At 68.6% G+C, this 20063-nt stretch carries 19 protein-coding genes; 14 read left to right on the forward strand and 5 right to left on the reverse strand.

Annotated elements, in window-relative coordinates; all coding sequences use genetic code 11:
- Positions 1-70 precede the first annotated feature (70 nt).
- The 4 genes from H610_RS0114990 to phnE are packed head-to-tail and all read left to right on the forward strand — an operon-like array spanning position 71 to position 3313.
- A complete protein-coding gene (locus tag H610_RS0114990; protein WP_028240431.1) occupies positions 71-922 on the forward strand; it encodes a putative selenate ABC transporter substrate-binding protein in 852 nt (283 codons plus the stop codon).
- Positions 919-1722 (forward strand): phosphonate ABC transporter ATP-binding protein, encoded by an 804-nt coding sequence (locus H610_RS0114995; RefSeq protein WP_028240432.1) that lies wholly within the window; start codon positions 919-921, stop codon positions 1720-1722. Before H610_RS0114990 ends, H610_RS0114995 begins: the two co-directional genes overlap by 4 nt.
- Entirely contained in the window at positions 1716-2549 is an 834-nt protein-coding gene (locus tag H610_RS0115000) for a PhnE/PtxC family ABC transporter permease (protein ID WP_028240433.1), read from the forward strand. Before H610_RS0114995 ends, H610_RS0115000 begins: the two co-directional genes overlap by 7 nt.
- Entirely contained in the window at positions 2546-3313 is a 768-nt protein-coding gene (gene phnE, locus H610_RS0115005; RefSeq protein ID WP_028240434.1) for a phosphonate ABC transporter, permease protein PhnE, read from the forward strand. The genes H610_RS0115000 and phnE overlap by 4 nt, the downstream gene beginning before the upstream one ends.
- Positions 3314-3325: 12 nt before the next feature.
- Here the strand turns inward: phnE and H610_RS0115010 are convergent, their stop codons facing one another.
- On the reverse strand, positions 3326-3643 hold the full coding sequence (locus tag H610_RS0115010; protein WP_028240435.1) for a DUF2288 domain-containing protein: 318 nt from the start codon (positions 3641-3643) through the stop codon (positions 3326-3328).
- Between the two features lie 210 nt (positions 3644-3853).
- Here H610_RS0115010 and H610_RS0115015 point away from each other — a divergent pair, with 210 nt between their 5' ends.
- The 5 genes from H610_RS0115015 (at position 3854) to H610_RS0115035 (ending at position 8832) form a co-directional block, all read left to right on the forward strand.
- On the forward strand, positions 3854-4975 hold the full coding sequence (locus tag H610_RS0115015; RefSeq protein WP_028240436.1) for a branched-chain amino acid ABC transporter substrate-binding protein: 1122 nt from the start codon (positions 3854-3856) through the stop codon (positions 4973-4975).
- 212 nt (positions 4976-5187) lie between these two features.
- Positions 5188-6111 (forward strand): high-affinity branched-chain amino acid ABC transporter permease LivH, encoded by a 924-nt coding sequence (gene livH, locus H610_RS0115020; protein ID WP_028240437.1) that lies wholly within the window; start codon positions 5188-5190, stop codon positions 6109-6111.
- On the forward strand, positions 6108-7367 hold the full coding sequence (locus H610_RS0115025; RefSeq protein WP_028240438.1) for a high-affinity branched-chain amino acid ABC transporter permease LivM: 1260 nt from the start codon (positions 6108-6110) through the stop codon (positions 7365-7367). Before livH ends, H610_RS0115025 begins: the two co-directional genes overlap by 4 nt.
- Positions 7364-8131 carry a high-affinity branched-chain amino acid ABC transporter ATP-binding protein LivG gene (gene livG, locus H610_RS0115030; protein ID WP_028240439.1) on the forward strand — a complete coding sequence of 256 codons (768 nt, stop codon included), beginning with the start codon at positions 7364-7366 and terminating at the stop codon, positions 8129-8131. Before H610_RS0115025 ends, livG begins: the two co-directional genes overlap by 4 nt.
- Positions 8131-8832, forward strand: a complete 702-nt coding sequence (locus H610_RS0115035; RefSeq protein WP_028240440.1) for an ABC transporter ATP-binding protein — start codon at positions 8131-8133, stop codon at positions 8830-8832. Before livG ends, H610_RS0115035 begins: the two co-directional genes overlap by 1 nt.
- Positions 8833-8880: 48 nt before the next feature.
- On the opposite strand, the gene H610_RS0115040 is transcribed toward H610_RS0115035, so the two are convergent.
- The 4 genes from H610_RS0115040 to apbC all read right to left on the reverse strand — a co-directional run bounded on the left by H610_RS0115040 (position 8881) and on the right by apbC (position 13117).
- Complete coding sequence (locus tag H610_RS0115040; RefSeq protein ID WP_028240441.1) at positions 8881-9792, reverse strand: aldo/keto reductase; 912 nt, start codon at positions 9790-9792, stop codon at positions 8881-8883.
- Positions 9793-9901: 109 nt separating this feature from the next.
- Positions 9902-10468 carry a dCTP deaminase gene (dcd, locus tag H610_RS0115045; RefSeq protein ID WP_028240442.1) on the reverse strand — a complete coding sequence of 189 codons (567 nt, stop codon included), beginning with the start codon at positions 10466-10468 and terminating at the stop codon, positions 9902-9904.
- Between the two features lie 70 nt (positions 10469-10538).
- Positions 10539-12011 carry a helicase HerA-like domain-containing protein gene (locus tag H610_RS0115050; RefSeq protein ID WP_028240443.1) on the reverse strand — a complete coding sequence of 491 codons (1473 nt, stop codon included), beginning with the start codon at positions 12009-12011 and terminating at the stop codon, positions 10539-10541.
- 14 nt (positions 12012-12025) lie between these two features.
- Positions 12026-13117 (reverse strand): iron-sulfur cluster carrier protein ApbC, encoded by a 1092-nt coding sequence (gene apbC / locus H610_RS0115055; protein WP_028240444.1) that lies wholly within the window; start codon positions 13115-13117, stop codon positions 12026-12028.
- Between the two features lie 158 nt (positions 13118-13275).
- Here apbC and metG point away from each other — a divergent pair, with 158 nt between their 5' ends.
- The 5 genes from metG (at position 13276) to H610_RS0115080 (ending at position 20062) form a co-directional block, all read left to right on the forward strand.
- Positions 13276-15312: a methionine--tRNA ligase gene (gene metG, locus H610_RS0115060; protein WP_028240445.1), complete on the forward strand. Its 2037-nt coding sequence runs from the start codon at positions 13276-13278 to the stop codon at positions 15310-15312.
- A 274-nt stretch (positions 15313-15586) separates the two neighbouring features.
- On the forward strand, positions 15587-16171 hold the full coding sequence (gene rsxA, locus H610_RS0115065; protein WP_028240446.1) for an electron transport complex subunit RsxA: 585 nt from the start codon (positions 15587-15589) through the stop codon (positions 16169-16171).
- Positions 16168-16743 (forward strand): electron transport complex subunit RsxB, encoded by a 576-nt coding sequence (rsxB, locus tag H610_RS0115070; protein ID WP_028240447.1) that lies wholly within the window; start codon positions 16168-16170, stop codon positions 16741-16743. Before rsxA ends, rsxB begins: the two co-directional genes overlap by 4 nt.
- On the forward strand, positions 16740-19007 hold the full coding sequence (gene rsxC, locus H610_RS0115075; protein WP_028240448.1) for an electron transport complex subunit RsxC: 2268 nt from the start codon (positions 16740-16742) through the stop codon (positions 19005-19007). Before rsxB ends, rsxC begins: the two co-directional genes overlap by 4 nt.
- A gap of 26 nt (positions 19008-19033) precedes the next feature.
- Positions 19034-20062 carry an RnfABCDGE type electron transport complex subunit D gene (locus H610_RS0115080; protein WP_028240449.1) on the forward strand — a complete coding sequence of 343 codons (1029 nt, stop codon included), beginning with the start codon at positions 19034-19036 and terminating at the stop codon, positions 20060-20062.
- Position 20063 lies beyond the last annotated feature (1 nt).

Genomic DNA, 20063 nt, shown 5'->3' on the forward strand with positions numbered 1-20063 from the left:
AACTTGCCCCGAAGCGCCCGGCAGCCACTATAATCCGCCCGCTTTTTCCGCTATTGAACCGGAGAACCCAATGCTGAAAGCCACCCTGGCAGCCGTTGCCGGCCTTGCCCTGTCCCTCTGCTTTCCCCCCGCCCAGGCCCAGGACGTACTGCGCGTCTCGGCCATTCCCGACGAAGCGCCCACCGAACTGATCCGCAAGTTCGAACCGCTCGGCAGCTACCTCGAACAGCAGCTCGGCATGCCGGTGAAGTTCACCCCGGTGTCCGACTACGCCGCGGTCGTCGAGGCCCTGGCGGCCGACCGCATCGACCTGGCCTGGCTCGGCGGCTTCACCTTCGTCCAGGCGCGCCTGAAGACCGGCGACGCCATCCCGCTGGTGCAGCGCCAGGAAGACGAGCAGTTCACCAGCAAGTTCATCACCGCCGATCCGGCGGTGAAGTCGCTCAAGGACCTGGCGGGCAAGACCTTCGCCTTCGGCTCGGTGTCGTCCACCTCGGGCAGCCTGATGCCGCGCTATTTCATGCTGCAGGACGGCATCACCCCGGAGACCTTCTTCAAGCGCGTGGCCTATTCCGGCGCGCACGACGCCACCGTCGCCTGGATCGCGGCCGGCAAGGCCGACGGCGGCGTGCTCAACGCCTCGGTGTGGAACAAGCTGGTCGAGTCCGGCAAGGTCGATACCGACAAGGTCCGCGTGATCGCCACCACCCCGCCCTACTACGACTACAACTGGACGGTGCGCGGCAACCTCGACCCGGCACTGGCGGAGAAGATCAAGGCCGCCTTCCTCGCCCTCGACGCGGCGAATCCGGAGCACAAGCACATCCTCGACCTGCAGGCGGCCAGCCGCTTCATCGAGACGCGCCCCGAGAACTACCAGGGTATCGAGGAGGCGGCGCGCGCCGCCGGCCTGCTGAAGTGACCCTGCGCCTGGTTGGCGTGGGGCACAGCCACGCCAACGGGACGGCCGCGCTCGCCGATCTGCAGCTCGAGGTCGGTCAGGGCGAACGCATCGCGGTGATCGGCCCCTCCGGCGCCGGCAAGACCACCCTGCTGCGCCTGCTGGGCACCGCCCTGCGTCCGCAATCCGGCTCGCTGGAGATTCTCGGCGAAGCGCCCTGGGCCATGAGCGCCCGCGCGCGTCAGCGTCTGCGCGCACGCATCGGCCTGATCCACCAGGCGCCGCCACTGCCCGCCCGGCAGCGGGTGGTGACCGCGGTGCTGGCCGGGCGCCTCGGCCAGTGGTCGTTGCCGCGCAGCCTGCTGAGCCTGGCCTTTCCGCTGGACGCCACCGGCGCCGAAGCGGCGCTGGCGCGGCTGGACCTCGCCGACAAGCTCTACCAGCGTTGCGACCAGTTGTCCGGCGGGCAGCTGCAGCGGGTCGGCATTGCCCGGGTGCTCTACCAGCGCCCGGCGCTGATCCTCGCCGACGAACCGGTCTCGGCGATGGACCCGGTGCTGGCCGGGCACACGCTCGGCGTGCTGACGCGCGAGGCCCAGACGCAGGGCGCAACCCTGCTCGCCAGCCTGCATGCGGTGGAGCTGGCCCTGGCGCATTTTCCGCGGATCATCGGCATCCGCGCCGGGCGCATTCTCTTCGACCGCCCCGCCGAGGCGGTCACCCCGGCGGAACTCGCGGCGCTCTACGCCAACGACCAGCTCGAGGAGCCGTCCGTGCGGATCGCCCCCTTGAGCCAGCCGCTGGCCGTCCCGCGATGCTGATCGCGACCCCCGCCCCGCGCGATCCGGCGGCCCTGCCGCGGTTGGTCCTGACGGCCGTCGTCATCCTCCTGCTGTGGCCGGGCCTGCAACTGAGCGAACTGGACCTCGGCGTGCTCTTCGACGAGGACAACGCGCGCACCATGGGCGGCTTCGTCGCCGACTTCTGGCCGCCGGCGCACGACACCGACTTCCTCGCCCTGCTCGCCCGCGCCACTCTCGAGACGCTGGCCATCGCCACCGCCGGCCTGGCCCTGGCGCTGGTGGTCGCCCTGCCCGCCGCGCTGCTCGCCAGCCGCGCGCTGTCGCTGTCGGCGATCAGCCGCAACGGCCACCCCGCCTGGTGGGCGCAAGCGCTGCGCTGGCCGGTGCGCGGCCTTTTGATCGTGCTGCGCAGCGTGCCGGAGATCGTCTGGGCGCTGCTGTTCGTGCGCGCGGTCGGGCTCGGCCCCACGGCCGGGGTACTGGCCATCGCCATCACCTATGCCGGCATGCTTGGCAAGGTCTATGCGGAAATCTTCGAATCGGTCGACCCGCTGCCCACGCGCGCCCTGCTCGGCGCCGGCAGCGGGCGGCTGGCGGCCTTCGCCTACGCGATGCTGCCACAGGCCACCGGCGAGATGCTGTCCTATACCGTGTACCGCTGGGAATGCGGCATCCGCGCCTCGGTGGTGATGGGCTTCGTCGGGGCTGGCGGGCTCGGCCAGCAGATGGACCTGTCGATGCGGATGTTCGCCGGCGGCGAGGTCGCCAGCATGCTGCTGACCTTCCTCGCCCTGGTGCTGCTCGCCGACCTGATCAGCCGCCTGCTGCGCTGGAGGCTGGCATGAGCCGTCTGCCCGGCTACCTGATCGCGCTCGCCGTGCTGCTGGCGACCGTCGGCGCCTTCGCCTTTCTCCAATTGGAGGCCGGCGCGCTGGTGAGCCGCGAGGCGCTGGCCGGGATGCTCGACTACGCGCGCGGCTTCCTCGATCCGGATTTCTCCGCCGCACACCTGCGGGCAGTGGCCTGGGCGGCGCTGGAGACCCTGGCGATGTCCGGCATCGGCACGCTGCTCGCCGCGCTCCTCGGCCTGCTGCTGGCGCTGCCGGCCGCGGGGCGCTTCGGCCGCCTGGCGCGGGCCTTCAGCCGGCTGGTGCTGAACGCGCTGCGGGCGGTGCCGGAACTGGTCTGGGCGGCGCTGATGGTGCTCGCCGCCGGGCTCGGCCCGAACGCCGGCACGCTGGCCCTGGCGCTGCACACCGCCGGGGTGCTCGGCCGCCTGTTCGGCGAGGCCCTGGAAAACGCCCCCACGCAACCGACCGAAGCCCTGCGCCTGGCCGGCAGCGGGCGGGTCACGGCCTTCGTCTACGGCACCCTGCCCGGCCTCTGGCCGCAGCTGGTGGCCTACACGCTGTATCGCTGGGAGAACAACATCCGCATGGCCAGCATCCTCGGCTTCGTCGGCGCCGGCGGCCTGGGGCAGATGCTCTACATGAGCCTCAGCCTGTTCCAGGAAGCGCAGGCCGCGACGGTGATCCTGGCGATGCTGGCGATGGTCCTGGCGGTCGACGCCGCCAGCGGCTGGGCCCGGCAACGCTGGGTGCGCGGCTAGTCGCGCACCAGTTCAGTGCACGGAAGGGGTGGCGGCACGCTCCTGCACGAGCACCCAGGGGGCGACCACTACTGCCCACAGGGAAGGATGACGATCCTGCCAATCCTGCGCCTGATTCGTCTCCAGCCGGCCGAGTGCGCCGGCCCGCATCCAAGCCCCGACCGCCGCTCCATCGTCCTCGGCGACGGCTAGCGCGACCTCCACCAGGTCGAGCTGCGCGCCGACCTGCAGCAATACGCCGCGGGCGAAGAACGGCTGCAGCTCCGGCCAGGTGATGGGGGCGGTCTCGCCGAGGAGCTTGGCATAGAGAGTGCTAACTTCTTCTGTCATGGGGCTTTCCGATGGAAAAGAGGGGCGTCGGAGAATCTGCGCGATCCGATGATACCGCCGTCGCGGCCCCATCGACCTCGATATCTGTCGGCTGTGCAAGTAGGCGGTGACGACCGTACACTGTACCGGTACAGTTGCTGCCTATCTTTCAGGCTGCCACCCGCGCGCCAGCCTGCAGGATCGAACAATAACGATGCATTTGGAGCACATATGAAGACCCACAAGCGTCTTTCCAAGCTTTTTGTTGCAATCGCCCTGACCGGCGCGGCGAGCTACAGCCTGGCCGCCGACACCATTCGTATCGGCTTGGCCGGTCCGGTGACCGGTCCGGTGGCGCAGTACGGGGAAATGCAGTTCATCGGCGCCAAGATGGCGATCGAGCAGATCAACAAAGCCGGCGGCGTCGACGGCCAGCAGCTGGAAGGCGTGGTCTACGACGATGCCTGCGATCCCAAGCAGGCCGTGGCGGTGGCCAACAAGATCGTCAACGACGAGGTGAAGTTCGTGGTGGGGCACCTGTGCTCCAGCTCCACCCAGCCGGCCTCGGATATCTACGAAGACGAAGGCATCCTGATGATCACCGCGGCCTCCACCAGCCCCGAGATCACCTCGCGTGGCTACGAGCTGATCTTCCGCACCATCGGCCTGGACAGCCTGCAGGGCCCGACCGCCGGCAACTACATCGCCGACGTGATCAAGCCGAAGAACGTCGCGGTCATCCACGACAAGCAGCAGTACGGCGAAGGCATCGCCACCGCGGTCAAGGAAACCCTGGAAGGCAAGGGCATCAAGGTCGGCCTGTTCGAAGGCATCAATGCCGGCGACAAGGACTTCTCCTCGATGATCGCCAAGCTCAAGCAGCAGGGCGTGGATTTCGTCTATTACGGCGGCTACCACCCGGAGCTGGGCCTGCTGCTGCGCCAGGCCAAGGAGCGCGGGCTGGACGTGCGCTTCATGGGGCCGGAAGGCGTAGGCAACTCGGAAATCTCCGCCATCGCCGGCCCGGCCTCCGAAGGCATGCTGGTGACCCTGCCGCGCTCGTTCGACCAGGATCCGAAGAACCAGGCGCTGGTGCAGGCGTTCAAGGACAACAAGCAGGACCCGAGCGGCCCGTTCGTGTTCCCGGCCTACGCCGCGGTGCAGGTCATCGCCGAGGGCATCGAGAAAGCCGGCAGCACCGACACCGACAAGGTCGCCGAGGCGCTGCGCAGCAACACCTTCGAGACCCCGACCGGCACCCTGGCCTTCGACGAGAAGGGCGACCTGAAGGACTTCTCCTTCGTCGTCTACGAGTGGCACCAGGACGGCACCAAGACCGAAGCCGCCAAGTAAGGTCGCACGACCCCGCACAGAGCCCACTGGCAGCAGTGGGCTCTGTTTGTTTCAGCCGCTGAAAGGGGCCGGCCCACCCAACCTTCGGGCCATCTCTGCATCTGCACGGCGCACGGGGCCACCGCCTCGCGCCAGGGACACCGTGGCGAGCCTTATCCAGGCCGCCGTTCCGATGATGCCTCATCGGCAGGCAGGGACATCAGGAGAGCGAAATGCCTGAGCTTTACCATTACTTCCAACAACTGATCAACGGGCTGACCATCGGCAGCACCTACGCCCTGATCGCCATCGGCTACACCATGGTCTACGGCATCATCGGCATGATCAACTTCGCCCACGGCGAGGTGTACATGATCGGCTCCTACGTGGCCTTCATCGCCATCGTCGGGCTGTCCATGATGGGGATCGATGCCCTGCCGATCCTGATGATCGGCGCGTTCGTCGTCGCCATGATCGTCACCAGCGCCTACGGCTACAGCATCGAGCGCGTCGCCTACCGGCCGCTGCGCGGCAGCAGCCGCCTGATCCCGCTGATCTCGGCGATCGGCATGTCGATCTTCCTGCAGAACGTGGTCCTGCTGTCGCAGGACTCCAAGGACAAGGCGATTCCCAACCTGCTGCCCGGCAACTTCGTGTTCGGCGAGAGCGCCATGAACGGCGTGATCCTGTCGTACATGCAGGTGCTGATCTTCGTCGTCACCTTCGCCGTCATGCTCGGCCTGACCCTGTTCATCTCCCGCTCGCGCCTGGGCCGCGCCTGCCGCGCCTGTGCCGAAGACCTGAAGATGGCCAACCTGCTGGGCATCAACACCAACGGCATCATCGCCCTGACCTTCGTCATCGGCGCCGCCCTGGCCGCCGTCGCGTCGGTGCTGCTGGGCATGCAGTACGGCGTGATCAATCCGCACCTGGGCTTCCTGGCCGGCATCAAGGCCTTCACCGCGGCCGTGCTCGGCGGCATCGGCAGCATCCCCGGCGCGGTACTCGGTGGCCTGGTGCTCGGCGTGGCCGAAGCCTTCGGCGCCGACATCTTCGGCGACCAGTACAAGGACGTGGTGGCCTTCAGCCTACTGGTGCTGGTGCTGCTGTTCCGCCCGACCGGCATCCTCGGCCGCCCGGAGGTGGAGAAGGTATGAGCCGGACTCTTAAATCCGCGATCTTCAGCGCCCTGCTGGTGCTGGTGGTCTCCTACCCGGTGCTCGGCCTGAAGCTGACCACCGTCGGCATCGGCCTGCGCATCGAGGGCGCCACGCCGTTCGAACTGTGGTGCATCGCCGCCGCGGCCGTCGCCCTGTTCCTCTGGCAGTTGCTGCGTGACCGCCTGACCCCGTCCTGGGCCAGGCTGCCCAAGCTGCCGGGCGTCTCGAGCAAGACCAGCAACTTCCTCACCCTGCCCTCCACCCAGCGCTGGGTGATCCTGGCCATGGTGATGGTGGCGCTGGTCTGGCCGTTCTTCGCCAGCCGCGGCGCGGTGGACATCGCCACGCTGATCCTGATCTACGTGATGCTCGGCCTCGGCCTGAACATCGTGGTGGGCCTGGCCGGCCTGCTCGACCTGGGCTACGTCGGCTTCTATGCCGTCGGCGCCTACAGCTACGCCATCCTCGCCCACTACTTCGGCCTGGGCTTCTGGATCTGCCTGCCGCTGGCCGGGATGATGGCGGCGCTGTTCGGCTTCGTGCTGGGCTTCCCGGTCCTGCGCCTGCGCGGCGACTACCTGGCCATCGTCACCCTCGGTTTCGGCGAGATCATCCGCATCCTGCTGCGCAACATGACCGAGTACACCGGCGGCCCCAACGGCATCAGCATCGCCAACGAGAACAAGCCGACCCTGTTCGGCCTGTCCTTCGAGCGCCGCGTACCGGCCGACATGCCGACCTTCCACGGCTTCTTCGACATCGCCTACAGCTCGCAGTACAAGGTGATCTTCCTCTACCTGATCGCCCTGCTGCTGGTGCTGCTGACCCTGTTCCTGGTCAACCGCCTGCTGCGCATGCCGATCGGCCGCGCCTGGGAAGCCCTGCGCGAAGACGAGATCGCCTGCCGCGCCCTGGGCCTGAACCCGACGGTGATCAAGCTCTCCGCCTTCACCATCGGTGCCAGCCTGGCCGGTTTCGCCGGCAGCTTCTTCGCCGCCCGGCAGGGCCTGGTGACGCCGGAATCCTTCACCTTCATCGAGTCGGCGATGATCCTCGCCATCGTGGTGCTGGGCGGCATGGGCTCGCAGCTCGGCGTGATCCTCGCCGCCATCGTCATGGTGATGCTGCAGGAGATGCGCGAGCTGAGCGAATACCGCATGCTGATCTTCGGCCTGGTCATGATCCTGATGATGATCTGGCGCCCACAGGGCCTGCTGCCCATGCAGCGCCCCCACCTGGAGTTGAAGCGATGACCCGGCCGATTCTCGAAGTAAGCGGCCTGACCATGCGTTTCGGCGGCCTCCTGGCCGTCAACGGGGTGGGCCTGAGCGTAAACGACAAGCAGGTGGTCTCGATGATCGGCCCGAACGGCGCCGGCAAGACCACCGTGTTCAACTGCCTGACCGGCTTCTACAAGCCCACCGAGGGCAGCATCCTGCTCGACGGCGAGCCGATCCAGGGCCTGCCCGGCCATCAGATCGCGCGCCGTGGCGTGGTGCGGACCTTCCAGAACGTCCGCCTGTTCAAGGACATGACCGCGGTGGAGAACCTGCTGGTGGCGCAGCACCGGCACCTGAACACCAACTTCCTCGCCGGCCTGCTGAAGACGCCGGCGTTCCGCCGCAGCGAGCGCGAGGCGATGGAGCGCGCGGCCCACTGGCTGGAGCAGGTCGACCTGGTCGACTGCGCCAATCGCCCGGCCGGCACCCTTGCCTACGGCCAGCAGCGCCGCCTGGAGATCGCCCGCTGCATGATGACGCGCCCGCGCATCCTCATGCTCGACGAGCCGGCGGCCGGCCTGAACCCGAAGGAAACCGAAGACCTCAAGGCCCTCATCAGCCACCTGCGCGACGCGCACGGGGTCACCGTGCTGCTGATCGAGCACGACATGAAGCTGGTGATGAGCATTTCCGACCACATCGTGGTGATCAACCAGGGCTGCCCCCTGGCCGATGGGACGCCGGAGCAGATCCGCGACAACCCCGACGTGATCAAGGCCTATCTGGGGGAAGCCTGATGCTGTACTTCGAAAACGTTTCCACCTTCTACGGCAAGATCCAGGCGCTGCACGACGTCAGCATCGAGGTGCGCAAAGGCGAGATCGTCACCCTGATCGGTGCCAACGGGGCTGGCAAGTCGACCCTGCTGATGACGCTCTGCGGCAGCCCGCGGGCCGCCAGCGGCAGCATCCGCTACGAGGGCGAGGAACTGGTCGGGCGCGAGACGCCGGACATCATGCGCCGCAGCATCGCCGTGGTGCCCGAGGGCCGGCGGGTGTTCGCCCGCCTCACCGTGGAAGAGAACCTCGCCATGGGCGGGTTCTTCACCGCCCGGGCGGACTTCCAGGAGCAGATGGACAAGGTGCTGGCGCTGTTCCCGCGGCTCAAGGAGCGCTTCGACCAGCGCGCCGGTACCATGTCCGGCGGCGAGCAGCAGATGCTCGCCATCGGCCGCGCGCTGATGAGCAAACCCAGGCTGCTGCTGCTCGACGAGCCGTCGCTGGGCCTGGCGCCGATCATCATCCAGCAGATCTTCCAGATCATCGAGCAGCTGCGCGAGGACGGCGTCACCGTCTTCCTGGTCGAGCAGAACGCCAACCAGGCGCTCAAGCTCGCCGACCGCGGCTACGTGCTGGAGAACGGACGGATCGTCATGCAGGGTAGCGGCGAGCGATTGCTGACCGACCCGAAGGTCCGCGAGGCGTACCTGGGCGCCTGATCACCGCCCGGGCGGCCACTGCCGGCGGAGGTGATCGCCGGCGGTGGCTCAGCTGAAGTAGTCGGCGATCCGCCGGCGCATCGCCTCGTCCGGCAGTTCGCCGCTGCCGGCCTCGGCGTTCTCCGCCATGTGCTCGGGCCTGGACGTGGCCGGGATCACGCAGGTGACCGCCGGATGGGCGATCGCGTACTTGATCAGCAGCTGCGCCCACGACCGGCAGCCGATCTCCGCGGCGAAGCCCGGCAACGGCTCGTGCTCGACCACCTCGAACAGCTGCCCGTCGAGGAACGGGCGATTGATCATCACCGCCACCCCCTTGTCCTGGCACAGCCCCAGCAGATGCTCCTGCGCCTTCTGCTCCTTGGGGTTGAGGTTGATCTGCACGAAGTCCATGGGCTCCTTTTCCACCAGCTCGATCATCTGGTCCTGAGCGCCTTCGTCGTGGTGGGTGATGCCCGTGTAGCGGATCCGGCCCTGCTCCTTCATCTCGCGCAGCAGCGGCATGACCTCGTCGAAGCCGATCATGCTGTGCACCTGCAGCAGGTCGATCGGCACGCCCTGCAGGTCGCGCATCTCGGCCTCGATGTCGGCGACGCTGCGTTCCTGGCCCTCGACCTTGGTGGCGAGGAAGGCCTGGTCACCCCGCTCCTGGCGGGTCAGCAGCGTGCCGATCACGCCCTGCGACTTGTCGTAGCTCGGCGCCGTGTCGATGACCCGGCCACCGGCACGGAACAGTTCGTCCAGCACCTGCGCCAGCGGCTCGAGGGCTTCGGCGTCGGCCTCGACGTTGAAGGCGTCGGCCGTACCCAGGCCGATCACCGGGATGCGCTCGCCGGTGGAAGGAATCGCGCGGGAAATCATGTTCTGCTGCGCCAGGACCAGGCGCGGCAGCAGGCCGCCCAGCGTGGCCGCGGCGGCGACGCCCAGGGAGGATTGCAGGAAACGACGGCGTGTGGCCATGACGGGCCTCCGGATTCGCACGGTCTCGCTAAAACGGAGCCCGTGGAGCCCTGCGAGTTCCCCGCGCCGGCGGCGCCCCGTCGGCCGGCGTCGGCTCAGGCGCCGGGCATCAGGCCTTGGGCAGGGTCACGCCGCGCTGGCCCTGGTACTTGCCGCCGCGGTCGCGATAGGAAACCTCGCAGGCCTCGTCGGACTCGAGGAACAGCATCTGCGCCACGCCCTCGTTGGCGTAGATCTTCGCCGGCAGCGTGGTGGTGTTGGAGAACTCCAGCGTCACGTGGCCTTCCCACTCGGGCTCCAGCGGGGTGACGTTGACGATGATGCCGCAGCGGGCGTAGGTGCTCTTGCCCAGGCAGATGGTCAGCACGTTGCGCGGGATGCGGAAGTACTCGACCGTGCGCGCCAGGGCGAAGGAGTTCGGAGGGATGATGCAGACGTCGCTCTTGACGTCGACGAAGCTCTTCTCGTCGAAGTTCTTCGGGTCGACGGTGGCCGAGTTGATGTTGGTGAACACCTTGAATTCATCGGCGCAGCGCACGTCATAGCCGTAGCTGGAGACGCCGTAGGAGATCAGCCGCGCATCGCCCTCGGTACGCACCTGGCGCTCGACGAACGGCTCGATCATGCCGTGCTCGAGGGCCATGCGGCGAATCCACTTGTCCGATTTGATGCTCATGACGGCGTCCTGTAGGGCGGGAACGGGCGCACATCTTACCGGGCGCGGCCCCGGCGGTGAAAGGGCCTTCCTAACGCCGGCTCTTGCTACCCAGCAGCGACCCCATAAGCCCGCGCACCAGTTGCCGGGCGAACTGGTTGGACATCTGCCGCACCGTGCTCTTGAGCGCCTGGCTGGCCAGATCGCCGAGCAATTCGCCGGCCTTGTCGCCGAGGCCCGGCTGCTCGGGCGCCTTCTCCGGTTCGGCCGGCTTGGCCGCGGCGCGCATCAGCATCTCGTAGGCCGACTCGCGGTCGACCGGCTTGTCGTAGCGCCCGACCAGCGGCGACCGGCGCAACCGCTCGGCGCGCTCGGCCTCGCTCAACGGCCCGATCCGCGACTGCGGCGGAGCCACCGCCACGCGCTCGACCATCGCCGGCGTGCCCTTCTCTTCCAGGGTGCCGACCAGCGCCTCGCCGATGCCGAGCCCGGTCAGCGTCTGCAGGGTGTCCAGCGCGGGATTGGGGCGGAAGCCGTCGGCCACCGCGCGCAGCGCCTTCTGCTCCTTGGCGGTGAAGGCGCGCAGGCCGTGCTGGATGCGCAACCCGAGCTGGCCGAGCACCTCGTCCGGCAGGTCCGCCGGCGACTGGGTGACGAAGTAGACGCCCACGCCCTTGGAGCGGATCAGCCGCACCACCTGTTCCAGGCGGTCGCGCAGCGCCTTGGGCGTATCGGCGAAGAGCAGGTGCGCCTCGTCGAAGAACAGCGCCAGGATCGGCTTGTCGGCGTCGCCGCGCTCGGGCAGTTGCTCGAACAGTTCGGCCAGCAGCCAGAGCAGGAAGGTCGCGTAGATCTTCGGCGACTCGTGCACCAGGCGGCTGGCGTCGAGCAGATGGATGCGGCCGCGGCCGTCGGCCTCCGGCTGCAGCAGGTCGCCCAACTGCAGCGAGGGCTCGCCGAACAGGCCGTCGCCGCCCTGCTGTTCGAGCGTCGCCAGGCGCCGCAGCAGCGCCTGCGCCGAGGCGCCGGCGAAGAGCGCGCGGTCCTCGCCGAGCAGGTCGGGCTGCTCGCGCAGGTGATTGAGCAGGGCCTTGAGATCCTTCAGGTCGAGCAGCAGCAGGCCCTCGCGGTCGGCCACCTTGAAGGCCGCGTAGAGCGCCGCCTGCTGGCTGTCGGTTAGCGCCAGCAGGTTGCCCAGCAGCAGCGGCCCCATCTCGCTCAGGGTGGTGCGCAGCGGATGGCCGCTCTGCCCGTGCACGTCCCAGAGCACCACCGGATAGGCGCGCGGCTGGTGGTTCAGCCAGGGCATGGCGGCGATGCGCTCGGCAATCTTGCCGCTCGGCTGGCCGGCGGCGTCGAGGCCGCAAAGGTCGCCCTTGATGTCCGGCGCGAACACCGCGACGCCGGCGTCGCTGAACTGCTCGGCCAGGCGCTGCAGGGTCACCGTCTTGCCGGTCCCGGTGGCGCCGGCGATCAGCCCGTGGCGGTTGGCCAGGCGCAGCGACTGGCCGAGGGGCTGGCCCTGGCTGTCCGCGCCGATGATCAGTGCGCCCTGCTCGCTCATGATTGTGCTCCGTATCAGTCTTCGCTGATCACGATGTTCGGCATGGCGCTGGCGCCGACGCCGCTCTGGGCGATGCGCGCGCCGACATTGCGCGCCATCTGCTGGTAGATCATCGCCAGTTGGCTTTCCGGGTCGGCGACCACCGTCGGGTTGCCGGCGTCGGCCTGGGAGCGGATCGCCATCGACAGCGGCAGCGAGGCCAGCAGTTCGACGCCGTACTGGCTGGCCAGCTTCTCGCCGCCACCCTCGCCGAACAGGTGCTCGGCATGGCCGCAGTTCGAGCAGATGTGCACGGCCATGTTCTCCACCACCCCGAGCACCGGGATGTTCACCTTGCGGAACATCTCGACGCCCTTCTTGGCGTCCAGCAGGGCCAGGTCCTGCGGCGTGGTGACGATCACCGCGCCGGCGACCGGCACCTTCTGCGCCAGGGTCAGGTGGATGTCGCCGGTGCCCGGGGGCATGTCCACCACCAGGTAGTCGAGGTCGTCCCACAGCGACTGGGTGATCAGCTGGATGAGCGCGCCCGAGACCATCGGCCCGCGCCAGACCACCGGCGTGCGGTCGTCGGTGAGGAAGGCCATCGACATCACCTGCACCCCGTGCGCCTTCAGCGGCACGAAGGCCTGCTGGTTGCGGATCTCCGGCTTGGTGCCCTCGGCGATGCCGAACATGATGCCCTGGCTCGGCCCGTAGATGTCGGCGTCCAGCATGCCCACGCGCGCCCCTTCGCGGGCCAGCGCCAGCGCCAGGTTGGCGGCGGTGGTCGACTTGCCGACGCCGCCCTTGCCGGAGGCCACCACCACCACGTTCTTCACGTTGGCCAGCGACGGCAGCTGATCCTGGGCCTTGTGCGGCCTGATCAGGCAGTCGACCTGGACATCGGCGCGGCTGACGCCGTCCAGGTTCTCGATCGCCATCGCCAGCATCTGCGCCCAGCCGCTGCGGAACAGCCCGGCGGCGTAGCCCAGCTCCAGCGCGACGCTGACGCGGTCGCCGTTGATGTCGATCGAGCGCACGCAGCCGGCGCTGACCGGGTCCTGATTCAGATGGGGATCGGTGTACTGGCGCAGTGCGGCCTCGACCGCTTCGCGTGTGACGGACATGGCAACTCCCTTACAAGGCCGGCGGAATGCGAGCCATGGTAACCGACCGGAGGCGGCTTGGAACGTTCGCCGCCCGCTCGCCTCGGCGCGGATGAAAAATGCCTCTGCGCCCGATATAGTGGCCGACTTCCCTACAGCCATCGCGACCGCAGATTTCCATGTCCGAAGCCCGCAAGATCCTCGTCACCAGTGCCCTGCCCTACGCCAACGGTTCGATCCACCTTGGCCACATGCTCGAGTACATCCAGACGGACATGTGGGTACGCTTCCAGAAGCTGCGCGGCAACCAGTGCGTCTACGTCTGCGCCGACGACGCGCACGGCTCGGCGATCATGCTGCGTGCCGAAAAGCAGGGCATCAGCCCGGAACAGCTGATCGCCGAGGTCAAGGCCGAGCACAGCGCCGACTTCGCCGACTTCCTGGTCGACTTCGACAACTTCCACTCGACCCACTCCGAGGAAAACCGCGAGCTGTCCGAGGCGATCTACCTCAAGCTGCGCGACGCCGGTCACATCGCCACCCGCTCGGTGACCCAGTACTTCGACCCCGAGAAGGGCATGTTCCTCGCCGACCGCTTCATCAAGGGCACCTGTCCCAAGTGCGGCGCCGAGGACCAGTACGGCGACAACTGCGAGAAATGCGGCGCCACCTACGAACCCACCGAACTGAAGGACCCGAAGTCGGCGATCTCCGGCGCCACGCCGGTGCTGCGCGATTCCAAGCACTTCTTCTTCAAGCTGCCGGACTTCCAGGCGATGCTGCAGCAGTGGACGCGCAGCGGCGCGCTGCAGGACGCGGTGGCCAACAAGATCGCCGAATGGCTCGACGCCGGCCTGCAGGAATGGGACATCTCGCGTGACGCGCCCTACTTCGGCTTCGAGATCCCCGGCGAGCCGGGCAAGTACTTCTACGTCTGGCTGGACGCGCCGATCGGCTACATGGCCAGCTTCAAGAACCTCTGCGCGCGCCGCCCGGAGCTGGATTTCGACGCCTTCTGGAAGAAGGACTCGAGCGCCGAGCTGTACCACTTCATCGGCAAGGACATCGTCAACTTCCACGCGCTGTTCTGGCCGGCCATGCTCGAAGGCGCCGGCTACCGCAAGCCGACCGCGCTGAACGTGCACGGCTACCTGACGGTGAACGGGCAGAAGATGTCCAAGTCGCGCGGCACCTTCATCAAGGCACGCACCTACCTCGAACACCTCAACCCCGAGTACCTGCGCTACTACTATGCGAGCAAGCTCGGCCGCGGCGTCGACGACCTCGACCTGAACCTCGAGGACTTCGTGCAGAAGGTCAATTCCGACCTGGTCGGCAAGGTGGTGAACATCGCCAGCCGCTGCGCCGGCTTCATCCACAAGGGCAACGGCGGCCTGCTGGTCGCCGCCGACCCCGAGCCGGAGCTGTGGGCGGCCTTCCAGAGCGCCGCGCCGAGCATCGCCGAGGCCTACGAGGCGCGCGATTTCGCCCGCGCCATGCGCGAGATCATGGCGCTGGCCGACCGCGCCAACGCCTGGATCGCCGACAAGGCACCCTGGGCGCTGAACAAGCAGGAAGGCAGGCAGGACGAGGTGCAGGCCATCTGCGCGCTGGGCGTCAACCTGTTCCGCCAGCTGGTGATCATGCTCAAGCCGGTGCTGCCGAACCTGGCCGGCGCCGCCGAAGCCTTCCTGAACGTGCCGCCGCTGGCCTGGGGCGACCTGGCCACGCCGCTGGCCAATCACAAACTGAACGCCTTCACCCCGCTGATGACCCGTATCGAACCCGCGAAGATCGACGCCATGATCGAAGCCTCCAAGGAAGACCTCGCCGCCACCGAGGCCACGGCCGCCGGCAATGGCGAGCTGAAGAAGGATCCGCTGGCACCGGAGATCAATTTCGACGCCTTCGCCGCCGTCGACCTGCGCATCGCGCTGATCGAGAAGTGCGAATTCGTCGAAGGCGCCGACAAGCTGCTGCGCCTGACCCTGGACATCGGCGATGAGAAGCGCAACGTGTTCTCTGGCATCAAGAGCGCCTACCCCGACCCGAGCAAGCTGGAAGGCCGGCTGACCCTCTATGTCGCCAACCTCGCCGCGCGCAAGATGAAGTTCGGCGTATCCGAAGGCATGGTGCTGGCGGCTGGCCCCGGCGGCGAGGAAATCTACCTGCTCAGCCCGGACAGCGGCGCCAGGCCGGGTCAGAGGGTGAAATAAAGGCGGCTTCAGGCTTCAGGCTTCAGGCTTCAGGCTGAGACGCACGAAGGCGTCTTCCCCTCTCCCCCCGGGAGAGGGTGCCCGAAGGGCGGGTGAGGGTGACGGGCACGGAGCCTTTGCCCGAACGCCCCCTCACCCCGGCCCTCTCCCCTGAGGAGAGAGGGTGCCATCCAGTGACGCGCCGCCATGGCGCAAGTCACCTCAAGTTGCCTGGGTCTCGCCGTTTTCCGGATAATGGGCGCCTTTTTTCGCGGGATTCAGCCACGGTGATTCGATGACCGAACTCGTCCTGATCATGGTCAGCGCCATCCTGGTCAACAATTTCGTGCTGGTGCAGTTCCTCGGCCTGTGCCCGTTCATGGGCGTGTCGCGCAAGGTGGAGACGGCCATCGGCCTGTCCCTGGCGACCACCTTCGTCCTCACCCTGGCGGCGATGTGCAGCTACCTCGTGCAGCGCTACGTGCTCGTGCCGCTGGATCTGGAGTTCCTGCGGACCATCAGCTTCATCCTGGTGATCGCCGTGGTGGTGCAGTTCACCGAAATGGTGGTGCACAGGACCAGCCCCCTGCTCTACCGCGTGCTCGGCATTTTCCTGCCGCTGATCACCACCAACTGCATCGTCCTCGGCGTGGCGCTGCTCAACGCCAACAAGGCCGAGTTCGGCTTTCTCGACGCCACCGTCAACGGCTTCGCCGCCGGCCTCGGTTTCTCCCTGGTTCTGGTACTGTTCGCAGCGATGCGCGAGCGCATCGCCCTGGCGGACGTGCCGCAGGCGTTCAGGGGCTCGGCCATCGGCATGATCACCGCCGGCCTGATGTCGCTGGCCTTCATGGGCTTCTCCGGATTGATCAAGCTGTGAGCGTTGTGATCATCGGCATCGGCGTGCTGCTGGCGCTCTGCCTCGCTTGCGGCGCGATACTCGGCTTCGCCGCCGTGCGCTTTCGCGTGCAGGGCGATCCGGTGGCCGAACGCATCAACGCGCTGCTGCCGCAGACCCAGTGCGGCCAGTGCGGCTATCCGGGCTGCAAGCCCTACGCCGAGGCCATCGCCGGCGGCGACAGGATCAACAAGTGCCCGCCCGGCGGCGAGGCGACCATCCAGGCGCTGGCCGACCTGCTCGACGTCGAGCCGGAACCGCTGGACGCCGAGGGCGGCGAGAAGCCGCCGATGGTCGCCTTCATCCGCGAGACCGAATGCATCGGATGCACCAAGTGCATCCAGGCCTGCCCGGTCGACGCCATCGTCGGCGCGGCGCGGCAGATGCACACGGTCATCGCTGCCGAATGCACCGGCTGCGACCTCTGCGTCGAGCCCTGCCCGGTGGACTGCATCGACATGATCGAGGTCGGCCGCGACCTGCAAGGCTGGGCCTGGGAACGCCCGCTGCCGCCCGGACGGCTGATCGCCAGCGACGCGGAGCGTGCCGCATGAGCATGCCGAAGCTGTGGCCGATGCCCGGCGGCATCCACCCGTCGGAGCGCAAGGCGCTGTCCAACCGCGAGCCGATCGCGCAGCCACCGCTGCCGGCGCGCCTGATCGTGCCGCTCGGCCAGCACATCGGCGTGCCGGCGCGGCCCCTCGTCGGCGTCGGCGCGCCGGTGCTCAAGGGCCAGAAGATCGCCGAGGCGGCCGACGCCCGGGGTCTGCCGGTACATGCGCCGACCTCCGGCACTGTGGTCGCGATCGGCCCGCAGTCCTACCCGCACGCTTCCGGCCCGCCGGCCGAGGCGATCGTCATCGACAGCGACGGGCTGGACCGCTGGGTGCCGCTTGCACCCAGCGGCGATTACCGCTCGTTGTCGCGCGAAGCGTTGCTGGCACTGATCCGCGACGCCGGTATCGCCGGGCTCGGCGGTGCCGGCTTCCCCACCGCCGCCAAGCTGGCGACGGGCAGCCGCATCGCCACGCTGGTCATCAACGGCGCCGAGTGCGAGCCCTACATCACCGCCGATGACCGCCTGATGCGCGAGCGCGCCCGCGAGCTGGTCGCCGGCATCGAGATACTGGCCCACCTGCTCGGCCCCGAGCGGGTGCTGATCGGCATCGAGGACAACAAGCCCGAGGCCATCGGCGCGGTGAGCGAGGCGGTCGCCGGCACGCCCTTCATGGTGGTGTCGGTGCCGACCCTCTACCCGTCCGGCGGCGAGAAGCAGCTGATTCAGATCCTCACCGGCCTGGAGGTGCCGTCCGGCGGGTTGCCGGCCGATATCGGCGTGCTCTGCCAGAACGTCGGCACCTGCGTCGCGGTGCACGACGCCGTGCTGCTCGGCCGCCCGCTGATCAGCCGCATCACCACCCTCACCGGCGAGGCACTGCAGCGGCCGATGAACGTCGAGGCGCTGGTCGGCACGCCGATCAAGGACCTGCTGGCCTTCGCCGGGCTGGACGAGCGACGGCTCGGGCGCCTGCTGGTGGGCGGTCCGATGATGGGCTTCAGCCTGGCGGACGCCGCCGCGCCGGTGATCAAGACCAGCAACTGCCTGCTCGCCGCCACGCCCGAGGAGCTGCCGGCCCCGCCGCCGGCCATGCCCTGCATCCGCTGCGGCGACTGCGCCGAGGCCTGCCCGGCCAGCCTGCTGCCGCAGCAACTGCTGTTCTACGCGCAGGGCGAGGATCATGAACAGCTGCAGGCGCACAACCTGTTCGACTGCATCGAGTGCGGCGCCTGCGCCTACGTCTGCCCGTCGAGCATCCCGCTGGTGCAACACTACCGCGCGGCCAAGGCGCAGCTGCGCGAGCAGGCCGACCGGCAGGCCAGGGCCGAGCAGGCCCGGCTGCGTTTCGAGGCGCGCCAGGAACGCCTGCGCCAGGCCGAGGCCCGCAAGGAGGCCGAGCGCCAGGCCCGCGCGGAAAAGGCCGAGCGGATGCGCGCCGCGCAGGCCGAGGCGCCCGCGGACGATCCGCTGGCGCGGCTGCAGGCGAAGAAGGCCGGCGTCGGCGACGAGGTGAAGAAGCTGAAGATCGAGGCCAGCATGGCCCAGGTTGCCCTGAAGAAGGCCGAGAAGCAGCTCGCCGCGCACGACACCCCCGAGTTGCAGGCGCAGGTCGAGACCCTGCGCCGCGCCGCCGAACAGGCCCGGCAGGCGCTCGATGAGGCCCAGGCCAAACAGGCGGCGGAACCGGCTGCGACGCCGACGGCCGCGCCCGACCTGAAGAAGATCAAGATCGAGGCGGCCATGCTGCGCGCCCAGATCGGCAAGCTGGAGCGGCTGGAATTGCCCGACAATGCCGAGCGCGCCGAGCTCGAGCGTCTGCGCACCGCCCTGGGCACCGCCGAGGCGCAGCTACGGGCGCTGGAAGAACAGGCCCAGCCGGCACCGGCCGCCGCCCCGAACGATGACCTCAAGCGCGCCAAGATCGCCCTGGCGCTCAAGCGCGCTGAACTGAAGAAGGCGGAGAAAACCGGTGCCGACGACGAAGAGCTGGCTCCCCTGCGCGCCGCGCTCGTCGAGGCCGAACAGGCGCTGCACCGGGCCGAGGCCGCCTCGGGGCGGCCGGCGCCCGAGCACGTATTGATCGACAAGCGCCCGGTCAGCGCCGAGGAGCGCGCACGCAAGACCGAGCGCGCCTACGCCCGCGCCGAGCTGCACAAGCTGGAACGCGACCCCGCGGCGAGCCCCGAGGCGTTGGTCGCCGCCCGTGAACGCCTGGCCCGCGCCGAGCAGGCGCTCGCCGCTCAGCCGCTCGACAGCTGACCACAACACCCCGCATCCGGAGAACCATGGCCCTGCCCCGCATCACCTCGCCCCATGCCCACGGCCCCAACCGCACCCAGCGGGTGATGCTGCTCGTGCTGGCGGCGGCCATCCCCGGGGCCCTCGCGCAATGCTGGCTGTACGGCGCCGGCACGCTGATCAATCTGTTCTGGGCCAGCGCCGTCGCCCTGGGGGTGGAGGCCGCGGCGCTGAAGCTGCGTGACCGCCCGGTGGCGTTCTTCCTGCGCGACGGCAGCGCGCTGGTGACCGCCGCGCTGCTGGCCCTGGCGCTGCCGCCCTATGCGCCCTGGTGGCTGACGCTGGTCGCCGTGGGCAGCGCCATCCTGTTCGGCAAGCAGCTGTACGGCGGGCTCGGACAGAACCCGTTCAACCCGGCGATGATCGGCTACGTGGTGGCGCTGGTGTCCTTCCCGGTGCCGATGACCCAGTGGCCGGCCGCCCATGCGGTGGGCCTGCTCGACGGCCTGCAGCAGATCCTCGGCATTGTCACCCTGCCCGACGGCTGGGCCCGCGCCACCGCGCTGGACGTGCTGAAGACCAACCGCAGCCTGACCGTGGAGGAACTCTGGCAGAACCCGGCTTTCGGCCATTTCGGCGGCATGGGCGCGGAGATCGTCAATCTGGCGTTCCTCGCCGGCGGCCTGTTCCTGCTGCACAAGCGGCTGTTCGGCTGGCAGGCGCCGGTCGGCATGCTCGCCGGCCTGTTCGTCATGAGCCTGCTGTTCTGGAACGGCAGCGGTTCCGATAGCCACGGCTCGCCGCTGTTCCACCTGCTCTCCGGCGCGACCATGCTCGGCGCCTTTTTCATCGTCACCGACCCGGCGTCCGGCGCCACCAGCCCGCGCGGACGCCTGTACTTCGGCCTCGGCGTCGGCGTGCTGACCTACGTGATCCGTGCCTGGGGCGGCTATCCCGACGGGGTCGCCTTCGCCGTGCTACTGATGAACATGGCCGCGCCGACGCTGGACTACTACACCCGCCCGCGCACCTATGGCCACGCCAAGACGCAGCGCGGCTTCAAGGCGGGGGACTGAG

Source organism: Stutzerimonas azotifigens DSM 17556 (genome assembly GCF_000425625.1).
Lineage (GTDB): Bacteria > Pseudomonadota > Gammaproteobacteria > Pseudomonadales > Pseudomonadaceae > Stutzerimonas > Stutzerimonas azotifigens.

Excerpts from the sequence above, each read along its gene's own strand:
- H610_RS0114990 (WP_028240431.1), top strand. The coding sequence starts at position 71 with ATGCTGAAAGCCACCCTGGCAGCCGTTGCCGGCCTTGCCCTGTCCCTC.
- H610_RS0115000 (WP_028240433.1), top strand. The coding sequence starts at position 1,716 with ATGCTGATCGCGACCCCCGCCCCGCGCGATCCGGCGGCCCTGCCGCGG.
- phnE (WP_028240434.1), top strand. The coding sequence starts at position 2,546 with ATGAGCCGTCTGCCCGGCTACCTGATCGCGCTCGCCGTGCTGCTGGCG.
- H610_RS0115010 (WP_028240435.1), bottom strand. The coding sequence starts at position 3,643 with ATGACAGAAGAAGTTAGCACTCTCTATGCCAAGCTCCTCGGCGAGACC.
- H610_RS0115015 (WP_028240436.1), top strand. The coding sequence starts at position 3,854 with ATGAAGACCCACAAGCGTCTTTCCAAGCTTTTTGTTGCAATCGCCCTG.
- livH (WP_028240437.1), top strand. The coding sequence starts at position 5,188 with ATGCCTGAGCTTTACCATTACTTCCAACAACTGATCAACGGGCTGACC.
- H610_RS0115025 (WP_028240438.1), top strand. The coding sequence starts at position 6,108 with ATGAGCCGGACTCTTAAATCCGCGATCTTCAGCGCCCTGCTGGTGCTG.
- livG (WP_028240439.1), top strand. The coding sequence starts at position 7,364 with ATGACCCGGCCGATTCTCGAAGTAAGCGGCCTGACCATGCGTTTCGGC.
- H610_RS0115035 (WP_028240440.1), top strand. The coding sequence starts at position 8,131 with ATGCTGTACTTCGAAAACGTTTCCACCTTCTACGGCAAGATCCAGGCG.
- H610_RS0115040 (WP_028240441.1), bottom strand. The coding sequence starts at position 9,792 with ATGGCCACACGCCGTCGTTTCCTGCAATCCTCCCTGGGCGTCGCCGCC.
- dcd (WP_028240442.1), bottom strand. The coding sequence starts at position 10,468 with ATGAGCATCAAATCGGACAAGTGGATTCGCCGCATGGCCCTCGAGCAC.
- H610_RS0115050 (WP_028240443.1), bottom strand. The coding sequence starts at position 12,011 with ATGAGCGAGCAGGGCGCACTGATCATCGGCGCGGACAGCCAGGGCCAG.
- apbC (WP_028240444.1), bottom strand. The coding sequence starts at position 13,117 with ATGTCCGTCACACGCGAAGCGGTCGAGGCCGCACTGCGCCAGTACACC.
- metG (WP_028240445.1), top strand. The coding sequence starts at position 13,276 with ATGTCCGAAGCCCGCAAGATCCTCGTCACCAGTGCCCTGCCCTACGCC.
- rsxA (WP_028240446.1), top strand. The coding sequence starts at position 15,587 with ATGACCGAACTCGTCCTGATCATGGTCAGCGCCATCCTGGTCAACAAT.
- rsxC (WP_028240448.1), top strand. The coding sequence starts at position 16,740 with ATGAGCATGCCGAAGCTGTGGCCGATGCCCGGCGGCATCCACCCGTCG.
- H610_RS0115080 (WP_028240449.1), top strand. The coding sequence starts at position 19,034 with ATGGCCCTGCCCCGCATCACCTCGCCCCATGCCCACGGCCCCAACCGC.